This is a genomic window from Rhizobium bangladeshense (assembly GCF_017357245.1).
Lineage (GTDB): Bacteria > Pseudomonadota > Alphaproteobacteria > Rhizobiales > Rhizobiaceae > Rhizobium > Rhizobium bangladeshense.
Genome location: NZ_CP071612.1, coordinates 3,778,927 through 3,799,518, shown reverse-complemented (window position 1 = coordinate 3,799,518; position 20,592 = coordinate 3,778,927). Strand labels below are relative to the sequence as shown.

Sequence of the window (20,592 nt, the reverse complement as noted above, 5' to 3'; positions counted from 1 at the left end):
GCACCTTCTCCCAGCTCGGGAGAAGGGGAGGAGAAGGAAATCCCACATGCTGCTGATCCATTGCCCTTACTGCCAAGAAGAGCGCTCCGAGCTCGAATTCCGCGGCGCGGGTGACGCACATATCGCGCGGCCCACCGATATCGCTTCGATCTCGGACGAAGAGTTCGAAGAGTATTTCTTTCTGCGCGAGAACCCGAAAGGACTGATCTTCGAACGCTGGCGGCATATTCACGGCTGCGGCCGCTTCTTCAACGCGGCGCGCGATACGGTGAGCGACAAGTTCATCATGACCTACAAGGCGGGTGAGCCGAAGCCGCGGATCGGTGCCGAGGCCGAACAGCATAGCCCTGTCGAGACATATGAAGCCGTGGAAGGAGAGGCGCAATGAGCGGTGCTAATCGTATCGCCGGGAAGGGGCGCCTGACGCCGGCCAAGACTGCGCGTTTCAGCTTCGACGGCAAGGGCTATACGGCGCTGGAAGGCGATACCGTCGCCTCGGCGCTGATCGCCAACGGCATTCATCTCGTCGGCCGGTCGTTCAAATATCACCGTGCTCGCGGCATTCTGTCGGCAGGGGCCGAGGAGCCGAACGCGCTGATCGACGTTGCTCGGGATACGGCGCGCAAGCAGCCGAACGTGCGCGCCACGGTGCAGGAAGTCTTCGACGGCATGATCGTCCAGTCGCAGAATCGCTGGCCTTCGCTCGCCTATGATGTCGGTGCGGTCAACAATCTGATGTCGCCGTTCTTCGCCGCCGGTTTCTACTACAAGACCTTCATGTGGCCGCGTTCCGCCTGGAAACATGTCTACGAACCGTTCATCCGCCGTGCCGCCGGCCTCGGCGTCGCACCGACGGAAGAGGATCCAGATCATTATGCCAGCCGCTACGCCCATTGCGACGTGCTGGTGGTCGGCGCCGGAGTGGCCGGGCTTTCGGCGGCGCTGGCCGCGGCCGAGACCGGCGCGAAGGTGATCCTCTGCGACGAGCAGGCGGAAGCAGGCGGGGCGCTGCGCTACGATGCGGGGGTGAGGATCGACGGGCAGGATGGTTACACCTGGGCGCAGAAAGCCGTGGCGCGGCTGAAGGCAACCGATAATGTCAAGGTGCTCACCCGCACGACCGCCTTCGGCTACTACAACCACAATTTCGTCGGACTTGCCGAACGCGTCACCGATCATATCGCCAAACCATCGAGCGATCTGCCGCGCGAGCGGCTGTGGCAGGTCCGGGCCAAGCGGGTGATCCTCGCCACCGGCGCGATCGAGCGGCATATGGTGTTTCCGAACAACGACCGCCCAGGCATCATGCTGGCTTCGGCGGGGCGGATGTATCTCAATCATTACGGTGTCGCCGTCGGAACCAATATCGGCATCTACACGGCACATGATTCCGCCTATGAAGCGGCTTTCGATCTGAAGCGGGCCGGTGTCTCGATCGCCGCCATCGTCGATTGCAGGCAGGCGCCGGGAGCGGCGGTGCTGGCGGAGGCGCGTACGCTCGGTATCGACGTTCTCACCGGCCAGTCGGTCATTAATACTGCAGGGCGGCTGCGCATCTCGTCGATGACGGTAGCGCGCAACGGCGGCGGCTCGCCCCGCAAGATCGCGGTCGATGCGCTGCTGGTTTCGGCCGGCTGGACACCGTCCGTGCATCTCTTCTCGCAGTCGCGCGGCAAGGTGGCCTTTGAAGCGGAAAGCCAGCGCTTCCTGCCCGGCACCTATTCGCAGGACTGCCTTTCGATCGGCGCCTGCAACGGCACTGACGACCTGCAGCGGACAGTCGAGGAATCGCTTGCCGCCGGCGAACTGATGGCGCGGGCCACCGGCAGAAGCGGCGGCGGTAAGATCACGATTTCGGCCGAGCAGCCCTATGACTGGACAGGCGGCATGATTGGCGCCGCCGAAGGCGCCGGGCCGAAGACAAATGCCAAGGCCTTCATCGATTTCCAGCACGACGTCTGCGCCAAGGATATTCGCCTGGCCGTGCGCGAGGGCATGCATTCGATCGAGCATATCAAGCGCTTTACGACCAACGGCATGGCCTCGGACCAGGGCAAGCTTTCCAACATGCATGGCTTGGCGATTGCCGCCGAAATGCTAGGCAAGGAAATTCCGAGGGTCGGTCTCACCACTTTCCGTGCGCCCTACACGCCGGTGACCTATGGTACGCTGATCGGCCATTCGCGCGGAAAGCTGTTCGATCCCACCCGCAAGACGCCGCTGCACGAGTGGGAAGAAGCCCATGGCGCTGTTTTCGAGGATGTCGGCAACTGGAAGCGCGCCTGGTTCTACCCGCGCTCGGGCGAGAACATGCATCAGGCCGTCGCCCGGGAATGCCGGACGGCCCGCGAATCGGCAGGTATCTTCGATGCCTCGACGCTCGGCAAGATCGAAGTGGTAGGGCCGGATGCGGCGAAATTCCTCAATCTCATCTACACCAATGCCTGGGACACGCTGAAGCCCGGCAAGGCTCGCTACGGCATCATGACGCGCGAGGACGGCTTCGTTTATGACGATGGCGTCGTCGGTCGCCTGGCGGAGGACCGTTTCCATGTGACGACGACGACAGGCGGAGCGCCGCGTGTTCTCCACCATATGGAAGACTACCTGCAGACGGAATTTCCCGAACTGAAGGTGTGGCTGACCTCAGTGACCGAGCAATGGGCCGTCATCGCCGTGCAGGGGCCGAAGGCGCGCGAGATCGTCGCGCCGCTGGTCGAGGGCGTCGACCTTTCCAACGAGGCCTTCCCGCATATGAGCGTTGCCGAGTGCACGGTCTGCGGCGTGCCGGCGCGACTGTTCCGCGTTTCCTTCACAGGTGAAATCGGCTTCGAAATCAACGTGCCGGCCGAATACGGCCAGTCGGTGCTCGAAGCGGTCTGGGCCAATGCCGAACCGCTCGGGGCTTGCGTCTACGGCACCGAGACCATGCACGTTCTTCGCGCCGAGAAGGGCTATATCATCGTCGGTCAGGACACGGACGGGACCGTGACCCCTGACGATGCGGGCGTTGCCTGGGCGGTTTCGAAGAAGAAGAAGGACTTCGTCGGCATTCGCGGACTGCAGCGGCCGGACCTCGTCAAGGAGGGGCGCAAGCAGCTTGTCGGCCTTGTCACCAAGGATCCGAAGCAGGTGCTCGAAGAAGGCGCGCAGATCGTCGCGAGCCCGAACGAGCCGAAGCCGATGACGATGCTCGGCCACGTCACATCGTCCTATTGGTCCGAAAATTGCGGCAGGTCGATCGCCTTCGCGCTGGTCGCCGGCGGCCGGGCGCGGATGGGCGAGACGCTTTATGTGCCGATGCCGGACCGGACGATCGCCGTCGAAGTGACGGATCTGGTGTTCTTTGACAAGGAAGGAGGCCGCATCCATGGCTGATGTCGCAATTCGCAAGCCGGCACTGGCCGGCCGTCTCGGCGGCTCCGCCACAGTGCGCCTGACAGTCGCACCGCCCGCAACTCGCGTGGCGCTGCGCGCGCCGGCAGGGTCGCTCAAAGCACTTTCTTTGGCTCTCGGCCTGTCTGTGCCGACCACTCCGAAAACGTCCGGCCGCGCGGGTGCGCGCTCGGCACTCTGGATCGGGCCGGACGAGTGGCTGTTGATCGACGAGGCGGGCGGTGATCTGATGGCCGCGTGTTCCAGTGCCGGTGCGCTGCATTCCGCGACCGACGTTTCCCACCGCAATGTGGCGGTCATCGTTTCGGGACCGGGTGCGGAGGCCACGCTTGCGGCCGGCTGCCCGCAGGATCTGTCGCTTTCTTCCTTTCCGGTCGGCGCTGCCTCGCGCACGATCTTAGGCAAGTCGGAGATCGTACTTTTCCGCACGGAAGAAGACACGTTCCGGGTGGAGTGCTGGCGGTCGTTTTCCGATTACGTCTTCGGGCTGTTGGCCGAAGCGGCGGAAGATGCCGGGCATTGAGGCTTTCAAGCCCGGCTGCTTAAGAACCCATGACATTTTCAGGGCTGCAATGACAGTTGCGGCCCATTTCGCACCAATGTGCGGCATCCGTGCCGAATGCGGCGAAGCCGTCGTCAGTCCGGGCGGGTAGCAAAGCAGCGCTGGCCTACGCGTCTTCCGGCCGGTCCTTCGGGTCGAACTGGATAATCGTGATCCATCTTGCCGTCAGCGCCGGCTTCTTCTCGTTTTCGATTTCGATGGTCACGTCATAGGTGGTCATCAGCATGCCGCCGCCGCGGAAGCGGGCGTCGGAAAGCAGGAAACGGCCGCGCACACGGGCGCCGCTCTTCACCGGCGTCATAAAGCGAACGCGATCAAAGCCATAGTTGATGCCCATGGTCTGCTCGCGCACTTTCGGCAGGCAATTGTAGTTCATCGCCGACAGCAGAGACAGCGTCAGGAAGCCATGCGCGATGGTGCCGCCGAAGGGGCTTTCGGCGGCCGCGCGCTCGGGATCGACATGAATGAACTGATGGTCGTCGGTGGCCCCCGCGAAGGCGTCGATCATTTTCTGATCGACGGTGATCCAATCCGAAAGGCCCGTTTCCATGCCGATCAATCCCCGCACATCGGAGAGTGAAATTTCCGTGACCATGAATTCCTCGTGAGAAAAGCCGCCGGGCAAGCCTTATCGTGCATTTATGACGATTGCGACAAGGATTTGTATGAGTGGCGGGAGGCAGTCATTTTTCTGCGAAAAAGGCGACGGAGCGTGGCTCGATGGTCACGGAGGTGCCGGCCTTCTTCTCTCCCTCCGACGTCAGTTGGCGCCAGCCCAACTCGTTCTCTGACGGGAGCGTAAAGAGCTGGCGGCTCTCGGAACGATTGAAAAGCACGGCAAGCCGGGTCTTTCTGCCGCGCAAGGAGCGGTCGCCGGTGGCGAGCAGCATCCCGAGCGTCGAGAGCGACGGCGTCTCCCATTCGGCAATGGTCATCGGTTCGCCGGAGAGTGAGATCCATTCGACGTCGCCATTGCCGGAGAGGAAGCCCTTTTCGGAAAACACGGTGAAGCGGCGGCGGAGTCCGGCGACGAATGCCGTATGGGCGATGAGATCCTCATTCAGCGTCTTCCAGTCCAGCCAGGTGATCTCATTGTCCTGGCAATAGGCGTTGTTGTTGCCGCGCTGGCTGCGGCCGCCCTCGTCACCCGCCGTCAGCATGATGCTGCCACGGGTGGCAAAGAGCGTTGATATCAGCGCCATCACATCATTTATGCGGCGCTTGCGGATGGTCGGAAAAAGCGTCTCGCCTTCGACGCCATTGTTCCAGGAATGGTTCTCATTGTGGCCGTCCCGATTGTGCTCGCCATTGGCCTCATTGTGCTTGCCGGCATAGGAGACGAGATCGATCAATGTGAAGCCGTCATGGGCGGCGAGAAAATTGACGCTGCGCGTCTCCTTGCCATCATTGCGGGAGAAGATGTCGGAGGAACCGGCAAGTGCGGTGGCCAGTGAGCCGGTCTTCCATTGGTCGCCGCGCCAGTAGCAGCGCAGATCGTCGCGAACCCTGTCGTTCCATTCGAGGAAGGGACTGGGGAAATTGCCGAGCTGGTAGCCGCCGGGGCCGATATCCCAAGGCTCGGCGATCATGATCCGATCGGCAAGCACGTCGTCAGTCAGGATCGCGGCGAGCGTCCCGTCATCACGCTGGAAGCCCGTCGCGGTGCGGCCGAGGACCGGGGCGAGATCGAAGCGAAAACCGTCGACGCCCGCATTGAGCACGAAGTGCCGCAGGCTGTCGATGACGAGGCGCCTGACCTCAGGATGATCGCAGGCAATCGTATTGCCGGTACCGGTGTCGTTGACGAGTTCGCCAGGGTTATTCTGGACGTGGCGATAGTAATGCAGGTTGTCGAGGCCGCGCAGCGACAGCGTCGTGCCATAGCGGTCGCTTTCGCCGGTATGGTTGAAGACGAGATCGAGGATGACGGCGATTCCTTCGGCATGCAGGGCGGCAACCGTTTCGCGCAGCTCCGTCACACCGCCGGGGACAATCCTTGGATCGAGGGCCATGAAGGCGACGGGATTGTAGCCCCAGCCGTTGGTGAGCCCGAGCGGCGGCAGGTGGCGTTCGTCGATCCAGGCGGTGATCGGCATCAGTTCGACGGCGTCGACCCCGATCCGCTTCATATGGGCGATGACGGCGGGATGGGCAAGCGCTGCAACCGTGCCGCGCTGAGCCTCCGGTACGTCGGGATGGAGAATGGTGAAGGGCCGCACGGCCACCTCGTAGATGAAGCCGCCCGGTTTGAAGAGCGGCTTGGCGGCGGCGGCTCGCGTATCGGTGGTGACGATCGCCTTCGGCATCAGATCCTGACTGTCCTCGCCGTAGATGCCGAGGCGGGGATCGTAGCGGAACGGCCGGTCGATTTCCTTGGCGTAAGGGTCGATCAGCAGTTTGGAGGGATCGAACCAGAGGCCGTTGTCGGGCGCATAGATGCCGTCGGCGCGATAGCCGTAGCGCGCGCCTTGCCTGACGCCGTCGACGAAGAGGCGATGGATGTGGTTGCCATCGCGCGTCATCGGCAGGCGCGCAAGCTCCTTGTTGCCGTCATGCTCGAAGAGGCAGAGATCAATCTGCGCGGCATGATGCGACCACACGGCAAATTCGACGCCGGTCTCGAAGACGATCGCGCCGCGCGCCGATTTGCTGTCCCGCATGCTCCCCACGGATCAGGTGATCACGGTTGGCTCATCGCGTCCCGTGCGCTCACGAATGCTGGCGATGCTTTCGGCGGCCGCAATCAGATCGGCGAGCGCTTCCTGCGTTTCGATGTTGTGACGAGTCGAATCCGGCTCGTACCGCTCGATATAGACGCGCAAGGTTGCGCCAGATGTGCCGGTGCCGGAGAGACGGTAGACGACGCGGGAGCCGCCCTCGAAGAGCACTCGGATGCCCTGATGCTCGCTGACCGATCTGTCGATCGGGTCGTGGTAGGCGAAATCGTCGGCCTTCTCCACCTTCAGGCTGCCGAAGCTCTTGCCGGACAGGGTGGAAAGCTGGCTACGGAGGTTGTCCATCAGGCCATTCGCTGCGTCGGTGTCGAGCCCTTCATAGTCGTGACGCGAGTAGTAGTTCCGGCCGTAGGTCTGCCAGTGCTGGGTCACCACGTCGGCGACGCTCTCACCGCGCACGGCAAGGATGTTCAGCCACAATAAAACGGCCCAGAGGCCGTCCTTCTCACGCACATGACTGGAGCCCGTACCGGAGCTCTCCTCACCGCAGATCGTCGCCATGCCGGCGTCGAGCAGGTTGCCGAAGAACTTCCAGCCGGTCGGCGTTTCATACATGCCGATGCCGCGTTTTTCGGCGACGCGGTCGGCCGCGCCAGAAGTCGGCATCGATCGGGCGATACCGGCGAGGCCGCCGGAATAGCCTGGGGCGAGATTGGCGTTAGCGGCGAGGATCGCCAGGCTGTCTGAGGGGGTGACGAAGATGCCGCGGCCGATAATCAGGTTGCGGTCGCCGTCGCCGTCGGAAGCGGCGCCGAAGTCGGGCGCGTCCTCGCCCATCATCTCGTCGAAGAGCTCCTTGCAGTGAACCGGGTTGGGGTCGGGGTGATGACCGCCGAAATCCGGCAGCGGCATGAAGTTGCGCACCGAACCCAGAGGAGCGCCAAGACGATTTTCGAAGATTTCCTTGGCGTAGGGGCCCGTGACGGCGCTCATACCGTCGAAAGCGATGCGGAACCCAAGGCTAATCAGATTGCGGATGGCGCCGAAATCGAACAGTTCTTCCATCAGGGCGGCATAGTCCTCGACCGGATCGATGACTGAGAGAATCATGCCGCCGGGAAGCTCGTCCTTGCCGATACGGTCGAGATTGACGTCGGCGAAATCGGCGATCTTGTAACTGTCGATCGTCTTGGAGCGGGCGTAGATCGCGTCTGTGATCTTTTCCGGCGCCGGGCCGCCATTGTTGATGTTGTACTTGATTCCAAAGTCTTCGGTCGGGCCGCCGGGATTGTGGCTGGCCGACAGAATAATGCCGCCGAACGCCTTGTACTTGCGGATGATATGAGACGCGGCCGGCGTCGACAGAATGCCGCCCTTGCCGACCATGACCTTGCCGAAGCCGTTGGCGGCGGCCATTTTGATCGCCTTCTGGATGACTTCGCGATTGTAATATCGTCCGTCGCCGCCGATGACGAGGCACTTGCCCTGATAGCCTTCCAGCGAATCGAAGATCGACTGGATGAAATTCTCTGCATAATTCGGCTGCTGGAAGACCGGAACCTTCTTACGCAGACCCGACGTTCCGGGTTTCTGGTCCAGATAGGGCGTGGTGGGTACGGACTTGATCATTTTAGGTCACATGCCTTTCGAGACGAGGCTTGAATAGAGGGCAGCGTAGCGTTCGGCGCTCTTCTCCCAGGAGACATCGGATTTCATGCCTTGCTTTTGCAATTGGGTCCAGAGTTTTCGGTCCGCATAAAAATGCATCGCACGGCGGATTGCCTGTAGCATGCCCGTTTCTGTCACGGGTGAGAATTGTATGCCGGTTGCCACTTTCGCCGCAAGTGCGGCGTGATTGGCGTCGATCACGGTGTCGTTCAATCCGCCGGTGCGGGCGACGATCGGCACGCAGCCGTAACGCAGGCCGTAAAGCTGGGTGAGGCCGCAGGGTTCGAAGCGCGACGGGATGATAATCGCGTCGCAGCCGGCCTGCATCAGGTGCGACATCGGCTCGTTATAGCCGATCGAGACGCCGATGCGGCCGGGATGGCGGCTGGCGGAGGCGAGCAGCGCTCCTTCAAGCGCGGCTTCGCCGGAGCCGAGTACGACGAGCTTGCCGCCCATGCCGACGATCTGATCGGCGACGTTGGCGACGATGTCCATGCCCTTCTGCCAGGTGAGGCGGCTGATGACGCAGAAGATCGGCGCATCGTCATCGTCGAGATGGAAGAACTCGGCGATCGAGCGGCGGTTTTCCTCGCGGTTCTTCAGCGTCGTCGGGCCATAATGGGTGTGGACGACGGGATCGGTCCCCGGGTTCCAGATATCGGTGTCGATGCCGTTGACGATGCCGTGCAGGTTGTCGATGCGGCTGGCGATGACGCCTTCCAGCCCCATGCCGAATTCCGGCGTCAATATCTCGTCGGCGTAGGTTGGGCTGACGGTCGTGATTGCATGGGCCGTCTGCAAGCCGCCCTTGAGGAAGCCTACCGTGCCGTAATATTCGATGCTCTCAGTGGCAAAGGCATGGTCAGGCAGACGCAGGCCGGGAAAGATCTCCGCACCGAACTGACCTTGGAAGGCAATGTTGTGGACCGTCAGCACGCTCGGCAGTTCCGGCGTCGGGTAATAGCGCATGTAGACCGAGGTCAGGGCAGACTGCCAGTCGTGCGTGTGGACCAGATCCGGCCGCCAGCCGGGCAGCAGGCCAGCCGCGATTTCGGCAGCGGCGAGCGACAGAGCGGCGAAACGGCGCCAATTATCGGGATAGTCCTTGCCGAGCGTATCGAGATAGGGGCCGCCCGGCCTGTCGTAATAGGCGGGAGCATCGAGGACGAGCAGATCGAGTCCCTCATGCTGAACCTCCAGCACGGTCGCCCGCTCCCCGAGAAGGTCCGGGAATTCGAGCCTGACGACGGGGTCGCGAATGACCTTCATGACGGCGGGGTAGCCGGGCAGGAGGGTTTTGGTCTCGACCCCGAAGGCTTTCAGAGCAATCGGCAGGGCGCCGGACACATCGGCCAGGCCCCCTGTCTTGATCAAGGGGAAGACTTCGGACGAAACCGAAAGAACTTTCATAAGTCAGATATCCAGCTTGTCGATCATCGGTTGCGTGATCAGGCAGATGCCGCTTTCCGTCCGGCGGAAGCGCTTGGCGTCGAGATTGGGATCCTCGCCGACGACGAGCCCCTCGGGGATGACGACGCCATGGTCGATCACCACATTCCTGAGCTGCGCGCGCCGTCCGATCTTCACGTTGGGCAGGATGACCGCTCCTTCCAGCTTGGAAAAGGAATTGGCCCTGACGCCGGTGAAGAGAAGGCTCTTGTTGAGGCTGGCGCCTGAGATGATGCAGTCGCCCGATACGACGGAGGACGTGGCCGAGCCGCGGCGATCGTCGTCGTCATGGACGAATTTCGCGGGCGGGGTGATTTCGGCGTAGGTCCAGATCGGCCAGGACTTGTCGTATATATCGAGCTCCGGGACGATGGCCGTCAGATCGATATTGGCCTGCCAGTAGGCGTCGATCGTGCCGACGTCGCGCCAGTAGGGCTCGTGCTCGAAATCGGAACGGACGCAGGATTTGGCGAAGCGGTGGGCGACCGCCTTACCGTTTTTGACGATATAGGGAATGATATCCTTGCCGAAATCGCGGCTCGAGTTCGGGTCGGCGGCGTCGCGGCGCAGCGCATCGAGCAGGAACTTGGTGTGGAAGACATAGATGCCCATCGAGGCGAGCGCAAAGTCAGGCTTGTCCGGAATGCCGGGCGGATCGGCCGGCTTTTCGATGAAGGCGAAGATCTCATCCTTTTCGTTGACATGCATGACGCCGAAGCCGGTTGCTTCCATGCGCGGCACTTCCAGGCAGCCGATCGTCACGTCCGCGCCGGAATCGACATGCTGCTGGAGCATGTATTCGTAGTCCATCTTGTAGACATGGTCGCCGGCGAGAATGACCATGTATTCGACGCCGTAATCCTCGATGATATCGATGTTCTGATAAACGGCGTCGGCGGTGCCTTCATACCACTGCGTTTCGGAAACGCGCTGGGAGGCGGGCAGGATGTCGAAGCTTTCGTTTCGCTCGGGGCGGAAGAAGTTCCAGCCTCGCTGCATGTGGCGTATCAGCGAATGCGCCTTGTACTGCGTCGCAACGCCGATGCGGCGAATGCCCGAATTCAGTGCGTTCGACAAAGCGAAATCGATGATGCGGGCCTTGCCGCCGAAATAGACGGCGGGCTTGGCGCGCCGGTCGGTCAGTTCCTTGAGACGGCTCCCCCTGCCGCCCGCCAGAACATAGGCCATGGCATCGCGGGCAAGTGGCTGAATACGCTTCTCTACCATTTTCTCCTCCCACCAGTCTAATTTTCAGGTTCAAGCATGATTGTCGCCAAGGGCGGCAGAGTGATCGAGCAGGTGATATTGCCGCCGGCATCGACGGCCTGCACGCGCCCGCCATTGCCCTTGCCGCTGCCGCCATAGATGTCGGCGTCGGTGTTCAGAATCTCCCGCCAGCGGCCCGCGAAAGGCAGGCGTAATAAATAGTTCTCGCGGTAGACGGGAGTAAAGTTGGTGATCACGACGATGGGCTTTTGGCCCGGCGCCTTGCGTTGCCAAGCGAAGACGGAATTTTCGCTGTCGTCGGCAATCAGCCATTCGAAACCGTCGCCCTCGCAGTCACGCTCATGCAGGGCGGGCTTGCTGCGATAGGTGAAATTGAGATCGCGGACCAGGCGCCGCATGCCCTCGTGCATGCGATACTGCAGGAGGTTCCAGTCGAGCGACCTCTCCTCGCTCCATTCGCTCCACTGGGCGAATTCCTGCCCCATGAACAACAGCTTCTTGCCGGGATAGCCCCACATGAAAGCGTAGTAAGCGCGCAGATTGGCGAATTTCTGCCAGTCGTCGCCCGGCATCTTCGCGATCAGCGAGCCCTTTCCGTGAACGACCTCGTCATGCGACAGCGGCAGGACGAAATTTTCCGAATAGGCATAGAGGAGGCCGAAGGTGAGTTCGTTCTGGTGGTGCTTTCGGTGCACCGGGTCACGTTTCATGTAGCTTAGCGTGTCATGCATGAAGCCCATGTTCCATTTGAAGCCGAAGCCGAGGCCGCCTTCATGCACGGGTTGAGAGACTTTCGGCCAGGAGGTCGATTCCTCGGCGATGGTCATGACATTGGGATGTTGGCCGTAGATGCGAATGTTGAGGTCCTGCAGAAAGCGGACAGCTTCGAGGTTCTCGTTGCCGCCATATTCGTTGGGGATCCATTCGCCGTGTTTGCGAGAATAATCGAGATAGAGCATAGAGGCGACGGCATCCACACGCAGGCCGTCAAGATGGAACTTCTCGGCCCAATAGAGGGCGTTGTTGACCAGATAGGAAACCACTTCGGTGCGGCCAAAATTATAGATCGCCGTGTTCCAGTCCGGATGGAAGCCCTTGCGCGGGTCTTCGTGCTCGTAAAGCGCCGTGCCGTCAAACCAGCCTAGGCCGTGTTCGTCGGTGGGGAAATGCGCCGGCACCCAGTCGAGAATGACGCCGATGCCGACCTTGTGGCAGCCGTTGACGAAACGGGCGAAACCTTCCGGCTCGCCGAAGCGAGCGGTGGGCGCGTAAAGGCCCGTCGTCTGGTAGCCCCAGGAGGGATCGTAGGGATGTTCTGTGATCGGCAGGAATTCGATATGGGTGAACCCCATGTCGACGCAATAGGGGATGAGGCTGGAGGCGAGCTCGTCCCAGGAAAGCATGCTGCCGTCCTGCCGGCGCTGCCAGGAGCCGGCATGCACCTCATAGATCGAGATCGGCTGACGGCGCTTGTCGGTCTCGCTCCAGTGCTTCAGGTGGGCCTCGTCCTCCCAGACCTGCTCGAGCTCGGCAGCGGCGATCGAAGCGGTCTTCGGTCTGAGTTCGCTGCGGCGGGCGAAGGGATCGGCCTTGAGCGGCAGCAACACGCCGTCGTGGCCGCGGATCTCGAATTTGTAGGCCACCCCGATCGGAACGTCCGGGGCGAAAATTTCCCAGATGCCGCTGTCGGCGCGGAAGCGCATGACATGGCGGCGCCCGTCCCAATTGTTGAAATCGCCGACGACGGAGACGCGCTGGGCGTTCGGCGCCCAGACCGCGAAGTGGATGCCCTGGGCGCCTTCATGCTTGATGAGATGAGCGCCCATCTTGTCGAACAGGCGCAGATGCGAACCTTCGCGGGCGAAATAATCATCCATCGGCCCGAGCACCGGCCCGAAGCTGTATGGGTCGGTGACGGCCCATTCGGCGTCGCCGCGCCGGGCGCGGTAGCGCAACGGCTGCAGTTTGGCGATCGAAACCGGGCCGGCGAAGACGCCATCGGCGTGGAACCGATTCAATTCACCGACAATGTCGCCATCGAGCGTCATGGCGGTCACTTCATCGGCACCCGGGATGAAGCACCGGGCGACAAAAGCGTCGCCGGCCTGATGCGCACCTAGGACGGCAAAGGGATTGGAATGCGAGCCAGCAAGGATAGCCGTGATTTCATCTGCCGAAATTTCCCAGGAAAGCTTTACTTCAGGGAGCGTTTTCGGCGTTTTCATCCGGCTCTCCAGATTTCGTCTGCATATTGCCTGATCGTGCGGTCGGAGGAGAACCAGCCCATCCGTGCCGTATTGTTGATCGTCTTCGTGTACCAGGCGGACTGGTTGGTCCAGATCTGATCGACGTCACGCTGGGCCTGGGCATAAGCGTCGAAATCTGCGGCGACCATGAACCAGTCATGCGAATAGATGCCATCGATCAGCGCGGCGTAGCGATTGCGGTCATCGGGCGAGAAGACGCCGGAGCCGATGGCTGAGAGAGCCTGGGAGAGTTCGCGGGACCCCTCGATGATGGCGCGCGGATTGTGACCATCGCTGCGGACTTTGGCGACCTCATCCGCCCTGAGGCCGAAGATGACGATATTATCTTCGCCGACATTGTCGCGCATTTCGACATTGGCGCCATCGAGCGTGCCGATCGTCAGCGCTCCGTTGAGGCCGAACTTCATGTTGCCGGTCCCTGAGGCTTCCATGCCGGCGGTCGAGATCTGCTCGGAAAGGTCGGCGGCCGGAACCATGACCTCGGCGAGCGAGACATTGTAGTTTGGCACGAAAACGACTTTCAGCAGCCCGCGCACCGCCGGATCATTGTTGATCGTGCGGGCGACGTCGTTGATCAGTTTGATGATCAGCTTGGCGTTGTAGTAGCTCGGCGCCGCCTTGCCGGCGAAGAGTTTCACGCGCGGCACCCAATCGAGTTCGGGATGCGAGCGGATCTGATCGTAGAGGGCAACCGCTTCGATGATATTCAGAAGCTGGCGTTTGTATTCGTGGATGCGTTTGATCTGGATGTCGAACATCGCCGAGGGATCGAGCTTCACCCCCATGCGGCTGGCGACAAGGTTGGAAAGGGCCACCTTGTTGGCGCGCTTCACCGCGGCGAACTTCTGCTGAAAGCTCGGATCGGAAGCATGCGCCTCAAGCGGGCGCAGCTTTTCCGCATCATCGAGGAATTCGTCGCCGATCGCCTCGCGGATCAGCCCGGTGAGGCCGGGATTGCACTGCTGCAGCCAGCGGCGCGGCGTGATGCCGTTGGTCTTGTTGTTGATGCGGTCGGGATAAAGCTTATGCAGGTCGGCAAAGACCGTGACCTTCATCAGCTCGGTGTGCAGCGCCGAGACGCCGTTGATCGAATGCGAGCCAATGAAGGCGAGATTACCCATGCGCACGCGGCGGTCGCCGCTTTCCTCGATCAGCGAGATCGAACGGATTTCACTGTCGGAGAAGTTCTTGCCCTTGCGGGCTTCGAGCAGGATCTTGGCGTTGATCGCGTAGACGATCTGCATGTGGCGCGGCAGCAGGCGCTCGAAGAGCGGAACGGGCCAGCTTTCCAGCGCTTCGGGCAGAAGCGTGTGGTTGGTATAGGAGAAGGTGCGGCGGGTGATGTCCCAGGCCTGTTCGAAGTCGAGTCCATGCACGTCGGAGAGCAGACGCACGAGTTCGGCGACGGAGACGGCCGGATGGGTGTCGTTCAGCTGGATCGCCACCTTGTCGGGCAGCGAGGTAAAATCGTCATATTGCTGCAGATGGCGGCGCAGGATGTCCTGCAGCGAGGCCGAGGAGAAGAAGAATTCCTGGCGCAGCCGCAATTCCTGACCGGCGGGGGTTGCGTCGGCGGGATAGAGTACGCGCGTCAGGCTTTCGGCCTTGTTGCTCTCGCGCAGCGCTCCGATGTGGTCGCCGGCGTTGAAGGCATCGAGCAGGATCGGATCGATCGGCTGCGCCGACCAGAGGCGCAGCGTGTTGACGCGTTTTCCCCGCCAGCCGACGACCGGCGTATCGAAAGCGGCGGCGATGACGCGTTCGGCCGGTTTCCAGACGTAACGTGGTTGATCGTCATGAGTGGTGATGAATTCGACAGAGCCGCCGAAGCCGATTTCATAGGCGCTCTCGCGACGTTCGAACTCCCAGGGATTACCATGGGCGAGCCAGTTCTCGGGCAGTTCCACCTGCCAGCCGTCGGCCAGCTGCTGGCGGAAAAGGCCGTGGACATAACGAATGCCGTAGCCATAGGCCGGAACGTCGACCGTCGCCATGCTCTCCATGAAACAGGCGGCGAGGCGACCGAGGCCGCCGTTGCCAAGCGCGGCATCCGGCTCCAGGCCGGCGATGACGTTGACGTCGACGCCGAGCGAGGCGAGAGCATCGCGCACTTGCTCCATCAGCCCGAGGTTGGAGACGGCATCGCGCATGAGGCGGCCGATCAGGAACTCGAGAGAAAGATAATAGACGCGCTTGGCTCCGGTCGCATAGACCTCACGCGTGGAGGCCATCCACTTGTCGATGATGCGGTCGCGCACCACCAGGATCGTCGCCGTCAGCCAGTCATGCGGCTTTGCCACTTTGGCGTCCTTGCCGATGCGGTAGGTCAGACGTTCGATGATTTCTTCAGCGAGAATTTCCGGCCTTGAGCTGCGGGGAGCGGGAGAGGGGATAACCGGCTTGGAAACGGTGTTCATGGTCAGATCTCGCCAATTTTAATTTTGTTTCAGGACGTTATGCCTGATTTAATCGATTTGTCGCCTGAGCTTGCGACAGTTTATGCATCGTTAGGAAGCACTTGCAACAAAGGATTTGGGCAAACGAAGAATTTGCGAAAAGCTCATATTCGCACGGCTGGGGAGGGTTGGTTTCAATCGCCTTTCCCGATCTGATAGCGGGCAGCAGGAACGAAAAGCCGCCCCGGCTTGTTCCGGCGCGGCTTGTTGTTCGGCTTTTTGCCGTGGTCGCTCAGTTCGTCAGGCGCGTGACCTGTGCCGAGGCCTTCGCTCCAATCGCTTTGAACGCGGCTAGGAGGTCTTCCATTTGCTCCGCCTGGAAATAATGGGCAGCATCGGAGGCGCAATACTGCAGCAGCGCCTGCCCGCCCGGCGGCGCCATGAAGGCGATCGTATAGATTTCTAGGCCCTTGGACTTGGCGGTGTCACATGTTGCTTTTGTCAAAGTGTCGTAAGAGCGGCCGCCACTGCTATCGTTGTTGTTATCGCCGTCTGTCATGAAGACTATGTATTTTTTGGGTATTTGCCCGGTTTTCAACTTGTGGGCGGAGTCCTCGGCGTCGTTCCCGGCGGCGTTCTTTGCTGTCAACGATGTGTAAGCCGTGTTCATCGCGCCACTTGAATTCGTGCCGCCATTCGCCTGAAGCGCATTGACATAACTTGTGACACCGGCAGTACCCCAGGCGAGATTGCTGGGTGAGTACTGGACGATATCGTAAGATACCGCGCCGGTGCGCACGTACTGCGCATTAGGATCGGCGCTGTTCAGCTGGCCGAAGAGATTGCCGGCAGCAATCTTCAGCGCCTGTATCTTGGTATAATAGTTCGTACGGGTGCCGGTGCAGGTGTCGTAAACCAGCTTGCCGTTCTTATTATAGTGCGGATTGCAGCTGTAGCTGTAGCTCTCCGTTGGTTTCTCTTTGTTGACGGTAGCGGTATCCTCGCCCATCGACCCTGACTTATCGAGCGCGAGATACATGGAAATCGAGCCCTGGCTTTGCGAATGACCGCCGACGGTCGTCCCGGAGGTTGAAAGACGCTGCGTGCTGAAGCCTACCGCCTGCATGAGCGGATTGACCGCGAGGTCGTAGCTCGGCGAAACCGTCACCTGATAGGATGTCGAACTGCCGGATGTGCTGGTCTGCACGGTGACACCAGTCGCGCTCTTGATATCGACGCCGCCCTGCACGTAATTCGCCATTTGCCCGGCAACGAAATTTCGTGCAAAGGCTTCGGCCTCAGAGGTTTGGATCGTCCCATTCGCCAGAGCGGTGGCGGTTGCAAGTGCCGCCGAATCGGCTGCTTCCTGCAACTGCTGTTTCGCGAGCAACATATCACCGACCTGGATCGCCATGCCGGCGGCGCCGAGAAGAACCGGCGCCATGATCGCCGTCATAATTCCAAAATTACCGCCTCGATCGCTGAACATGCGACGCAGGCAGGGACGCATAAAGGAGGTGCGCATCATGTTCACCCAACTGGAAACCCTGTGAGGTGATTTACGCACGCGGCTTCTTTACGCCATCCTTACGGCGTCAATAGAATTTTAACGAATCGGCGGATTTTTCCAGTTTTGGGATTATTTCAGCGGGACTACGTCGACTGCTTGCGCGGCGCGCTGGCTGCCGTAACTTTTCAACACGCCGATCACGGGAACGACGTCGGAATAGTCGCGGCCGTAGGCGACGACGATGTGGTCCATGCCGGCAGGGATGTTGTTGGTCGGGTCGAGCTCGATCCAGCCGATCGTCTCGCCGCACCAGATCCGCACCCACGCATGCATCGCGTCCGCCCCTTCCAGCCTTTCCTTGCCGGGGGGCGGAATGGTGCGCAGGAAACCGGAGACGTAGCCGGCCGGAATGCCGAGGCTTCTGAGCGCGAGAATCATGATGTGGGTGAAATCCTGACAGACGCCGCGCTTCAGCCTGAACGCCTCAAGCGAGGTCGTGTCCACCGTCGTCGCGTCGGGATCGTAGGTGAAATCCTTGTTGATGCGGGCGCAGAGCGCGTGCGCGATCTGCATAACGGTCAGCTGTGGCGTAACGCAGCTTCGTGCATAGTCGCCAATCTCGCGCGCTTGCGTCAGACGCGGGCTGTTGCCGAGGAAGTGGTGCGGCGAATCCGGCGTCAGCGACCAGACGCCTGAGATTTCCTCCGGCAGGTCGGCAAGCAGCGGCGAGAAATCCGCGGAAATCAGCTGGCTTTCGACCTGCACACGAGCTTGCATGCGGATGTCGAGCGCCTCGTGCGGCGCCCGCAGCATGAAGGAGGTGGCGGGATGTTGAAAGAAATCAACGAAATGCGACTGCTCGTCCGGCGTCGGCGAGATGGTGATCGAGCCGGCGACCAGGCGTTGCCGGTTGGTCAGCGACAGCGGCATCAGTCGCATGATATGCCGAGCGCCGGAGGCCGGCACGTCGTAGCTGTAACCCATGCGGAGCGAAAGATCGTAAAGCACCGCCGTCACCCGAGATAGGTCTGGGCGAGCAGATCGGAAAGCTGCTCCAATTCGCGCTCGAGCCGCTGGTAGACCTCGACCCCCATGCCCTCCGGCGTCATCACCGCCAGACCGGAATGAAGCCGCATCGCCTCGCGATAGAAGGGCGACATCTGGCCGTTAATCAGCGCATTCGGCAATTGCTCGACCTCATGATGGATCTCGTTGACCTGGAAGAGGACCGAGCGCGGATTGAGGGGATCGAGCGCCAGCAAGTCGGTGACGGTCAACCGCGCCGTGTTGACGTTGTAGCGGCGGCGATGGGTCATGACGCTGTCGCCGATCTCCAGCAGCATGTCGAGGGCGCCGTCGGGCGCTTCCGGGCCAGACATGTGGCCGAGCAGGCGCGTCATGTGCAGGCCGCGCTCGATATAACGGCCGAGCGAGAGGAAACGCCAGCCGGTAAAGCGGTACATGTTTTCGTGCACGAGACCGGCAAAGCCCGCGAGCTTGCGCAGGAGGATCGTCATCGCATGGCTGGCATCGTCGCCGGCGGCGACGGTGACGCGGAAGCGGCGGGCTGTCTTGGCAAGATCGTTGAGCGCCAGCCATCCGTCGGGCGAGAAGCGGTCGCGGATGTTGCTTGCCGAATAGACGGCGCTGTCGATGTTGCGCAGGAGCGTTTCGGGCACGGCCTCAGCCGTATCGATATCGACGGCTGCGAGATAGGCGGAGACGTCGGCGAGCAGCGGCTGGCTTGGATCGGCGGCTTCGGCAAAACGGGAATGCCAGGCGCGCAGGATGCGCAGCGCTCCTTCGGCACGTTCGATATAGCGGCCGAGCCAGAACAGGTTGTCGGCCGCCCGGCTCGGGAGACTGCCCGGCATGTTGCGGGTGAAGCTGCCCTCCGCCGGCAGCAGCGTGTGGCGCTCGACCGGCTTATCGCTGACGATCCAGACATCGGCCGCCGCTCCGCCGGACTGCATGGCGATCGCCGCGACGTCGGCGCCGGAACCGATGCGAGCAAAGCCGCCGGGCATGATCTGCCAGCCATTTGCCGTCCGGGCGGCGAAAACGCGCAGCGACATCGGCCGCGGCACGAGCTTGCCATCCACCCAGGCCGGCGTCGTGGACAGCGTGACGACCTCCTGGCCGACGAGTTTCGGGCCGTCCGAATTCAGCCAGTCGGCGATGGAATCCTTGGCCGTCGTCCGCAGCGACGAGCCGAGGACGGATTCGCCATTGTCATCAAAGAAGGGGGCGCGGGAATAGGCCGGGCCGATCACCATTTTCTCTATGTGCTTGGCAACATGCTCGCGCTCTTCCTTCTGCCCGCACCACCATGTGGCGATCGAAGGCAGTTTCAGATCCTGCCCCAGCAGATGGCGGCAGATGGTCGGCATGAAGGCCAGGAGCGCCCGGGTTTCGAGAATCCCGGTTCCGAGCGCGTTGACAATGGTGACGCTCTCGGCGCGCAGCGCTTCCACCAAGCCGGGCGTGCCGATATGCGAATTCTGGTTCAGCTCCAGCGGGTCGGCAAAGGCCGAATCGAGGCGGCGCCAGAGCACGCCGATCGGCTTCAGGCCGGCGACGGTACGCACCATGACACGGCCCTTGACGACGGCGAGATCTTCGCCCTCGAGCAGCATTAAGCCTAGATAGCGGGCGATGTAGGCGTGTTCGTAATAGGTCTCGTTGGCAGGGCCCGGCGTCAGGACGGCAATGCGGTCGTCGCCCGAATGTTTCATGCCCTGCAGCGCATCGCGGAAGGCGCCGAAGAAGGAGGCGAGGCGGTGGACCGGAGTTTCAGCGTAGATATCCGAGAAGGCCCGGGTCGTCGCGACGCGGTTCTCCAGGGCAAAGCCGGCGCCCGAGGGAGCCTGGGTGCGGTCTGCCAGCACCCACCAATTGCCGTCAGGCCCGCGGCCGATCTCGAAGGCGCAGAAGTGCAGATAGTAGCCGGATGCCGGCCGGATGCCGGCCAGCGGGCGCTGAAATTCAGGATTGGCGGCGATCAGCGCCGGCGGCAAGAATCCTTCCTCCACCAGCTTGTTCTCGCCGTAGATATCGGCGACGATCGCCTCCAGGAGGTCGGCGCGCTGGACGAGGCCGGCCGACAGCGCCTGCCACTCGCGCTCGTCGATCAGCACCGGAATATGCGAGATCGGCCAAGCGCGTTCGCCGGTTCCCTTGCTGCCATAGGCGCGGTAGAAGACGCCAGCATCTCTGAGGTAGCGGTCGGCACGGGCGAAACGCTCCGCGAGATCTTTTTCCGGCATTGCGCCGAGATGCGAAAGGAAACGCTGCCAGACGGGGCGGACCACGCCTTTATTGTCCACCATTTCGTCTGCTGTGCCGGGAAGCGGCGCATAGGCGAAGGCCGCATCCTTGCCGATGCTGCTCTCAACCTCTTCCCTGCGCTCCACTGCCGGTCTCTTACCCATCAAAACCCAAG

General features: G+C 61.7%; 13 protein-coding genes. 3 read left to right on the top strand and 10 right to left on the bottom strand.

Annotation, left to right across the window (positions count from 1 at the left end):
* Window positions 1–46 precede the first annotated feature (46 nt).
* Genes J2J98_RS18325 through J2J98_RS18315 form a run of 3 tightly spaced genes read left to right on the top strand, consistent with a single transcriptional unit; the run spans window position 47 to window position 3,919 of the window.
* Window positions 47–388: a sarcosine oxidase subunit delta gene (locus J2J98_RS18325; RefSeq protein ID WP_207601774.1), complete on the top strand. Its 342-nt coding sequence runs from the start codon at window positions 47–49 to the stop codon at window positions 386–388.
* Window positions 385–3,378, top strand: coding sequence for a sarcosine oxidase subunit alpha (locus J2J98_RS18320; protein WP_207601773.1), 2,994 nt, complete (start codon window positions 385–387; stop codon window positions 3,376–3,378). The genes J2J98_RS18325 and J2J98_RS18320 overlap by 4 nt, the downstream gene beginning before the upstream one ends.
* The gene (locus tag J2J98_RS18315) at window positions 3,371–3,919 is read left to right on the top strand and encodes a sarcosine oxidase subunit gamma (RefSeq protein ID WP_207601772.1); all 549 of its coding nucleotides are present in this window, start codon (window positions 3,371–3,373) and stop codon (window positions 3,917–3,919) included. Before J2J98_RS18320 ends, J2J98_RS18315 begins: the two co-directional genes overlap by 8 nt.
* Window positions 3,920–4,064: 145 nt before the next feature.
* On the opposite strand, the gene J2J98_RS18310 is transcribed toward J2J98_RS18315, so the two are convergent.
* From J2J98_RS18310 to J2J98_RS18265, 10 genes are all read right to left on the bottom strand, one after another.
* Window positions 4,065–4,553, bottom strand: a complete 489-nt coding sequence (locus J2J98_RS18310) for a MaoC family dehydratase (protein ID WP_020922277.1) — start codon at window positions 4,551–4,553, stop codon at window positions 4,065–4,067.
* An 88-nt stretch (window positions 4,554–4,641) separates the two neighbouring features.
* Complete coding sequence (gene glgX, locus J2J98_RS18305) at window positions 4,642–6,618, bottom strand: glycogen debranching protein GlgX (RefSeq protein ID WP_207601771.1); 1,977 nt, start codon at window positions 6,616–6,618, stop codon at window positions 4,642–4,644.
* A gap of 12 nt (window positions 6,619–6,630) precedes the next feature.
* Window positions 6,631–8,262: an alpha-D-glucose phosphate-specific phosphoglucomutase gene (locus J2J98_RS18300; RefSeq protein WP_207601770.1), complete on the bottom strand. Its 1,632-nt coding sequence runs from the start codon at window positions 8,260–8,262 to the stop codon at window positions 6,631–6,633.
* A 6-nt stretch (window positions 8,263–8,268) separates the two neighbouring features.
* On the bottom strand, window positions 8,269–9,711 hold the full coding sequence (glgA, locus tag J2J98_RS18295) for a glycogen synthase GlgA (RefSeq protein ID WP_207601769.1): 1,443 nt from the start codon (window positions 9,709–9,711) through the stop codon (window positions 8,269–8,271).
* Window positions 9,712–9,714: 3 nt separating this feature from the next.
* Window positions 9,715–10,977: a glucose-1-phosphate adenylyltransferase gene (gene glgC, locus J2J98_RS18290; RefSeq protein ID WP_138394900.1), complete on the bottom strand. Its 1,263-nt coding sequence runs from the start codon at window positions 10,975–10,977 to the stop codon at window positions 9,715–9,717.
* Window positions 10,978–10,994: 17 nt separating this feature from the next.
* Window positions 10,995–13,202, bottom strand: coding sequence for a 1,4-alpha-glucan branching protein GlgB (gene glgB, locus J2J98_RS18285; protein WP_207601768.1), 2,208 nt, complete (start codon window positions 13,200–13,202; stop codon window positions 10,995–10,997).
* Window positions 13,199–15,661 carry a glycogen/starch/alpha-glucan phosphorylase gene (locus tag J2J98_RS18280; RefSeq protein WP_138394898.1) on the bottom strand — a complete coding sequence of 821 codons (2,463 nt, stop codon included), beginning with the start codon at window positions 15,659–15,661 and terminating at the stop codon, window positions 13,199–13,201. The genes glgB and J2J98_RS18280 overlap by 4 nt, the downstream gene beginning before the upstream one ends.
* A 271-nt stretch (window positions 15,662–15,932) precedes the next feature.
* Window positions 15,933–17,165 (bottom strand): pilus assembly protein, encoded by a 1,233-nt coding sequence (locus J2J98_RS18275; RefSeq protein ID WP_064708705.1) that lies wholly within the window; start codon window positions 17,163–17,165, stop codon window positions 15,933–15,935.
* Between the two features lie 114 nt (window positions 17,166–17,279).
* Window positions 17,280–18,167 (bottom strand): transglutaminase family protein, encoded by an 888-nt coding sequence (locus tag J2J98_RS18270; protein ID WP_207601767.1) that lies wholly within the window; start codon window positions 18,165–18,167, stop codon window positions 17,280–17,282.
* Complete coding sequence (locus tag J2J98_RS18265) at window positions 18,164–20,581, bottom strand: circularly permuted type 2 ATP-grasp protein (RefSeq protein WP_064708707.1); 2,418 nt, start codon at window positions 20,579–20,581, stop codon at window positions 18,164–18,166. The genes J2J98_RS18270 and J2J98_RS18265 overlap by 4 nt, the downstream gene beginning before the upstream one ends.
* Between the last annotated feature and the right edge of the window lie 11 nt (window positions 20,582–20,592).

Coding starts and splice junctions, on each gene's coding strand:
- J2J98_RS18325 (WP_207601774.1), top strand. CDS start 47: ATGCTGCTGATCCATTGCCCTTACTGCCAAGAAGAGCGCTCCGAGCTC.
- J2J98_RS18320 (WP_207601773.1), top strand. CDS start 385: ATGAGCGGTGCTAATCGTATCGCCGGGAAGGGGCGCCTGACGCCGGCC.
- J2J98_RS18315 (WP_207601772.1), top strand. CDS start 3,371: ATGGCTGATGTCGCAATTCGCAAGCCGGCACTGGCCGGCCGTCTCGGC.
- J2J98_RS18310 (WP_020922277.1), bottom strand. CDS start 4,553: ATGGTCACGGAAATTTCACTCTCCGATGTGCGGGGATTGATCGGCATG.
- glgX (WP_207601771.1), bottom strand. CDS start 6,618: ATGCGGGACAGCAAATCGGCGCGCGGCGCGATCGTCTTCGAGACCGGC.
- J2J98_RS18300 (WP_207601770.1), bottom strand. CDS start 8,262: ATGATCAAGTCCGTACCCACCACGCCCTATCTGGACCAGAAACCCGGA.
- glgA (WP_207601769.1), bottom strand. CDS start 9,711: ATGAAAGTTCTTTCGGTTTCGTCCGAAGTCTTCCCCTTGATCAAGACA.
- glgC (WP_138394900.1), bottom strand. CDS start 10,977: ATGGTAGAGAAGCGTATTCAGCCACTTGCCCGCGATGCCATGGCCTAT.
- glgB (WP_207601768.1), bottom strand. CDS start 13,202: ATGAAAACGCCGAAAACGCTCCCTGAAGTAAAGCTTTCCTGGGAAATT.
- J2J98_RS18280 (WP_138394898.1), bottom strand. CDS start 15,661: ATGAACACCGTTTCCAAGCCGGTTATCCCCTCTCCCGCTCCCCGCAGC.
- J2J98_RS18275 (WP_064708705.1), bottom strand. CDS start 17,165: ATGCGCACCTCCTTTATGCGTCCCTGCCTGCGTCGCATGTTCAGCGAT.
- J2J98_RS18265 (WP_064708707.1), bottom strand. CDS start 20,581: ATGGGTAAGAGACCGGCAGTGGAGCGCAGGGAAGAGGTTGAGAGCAGC.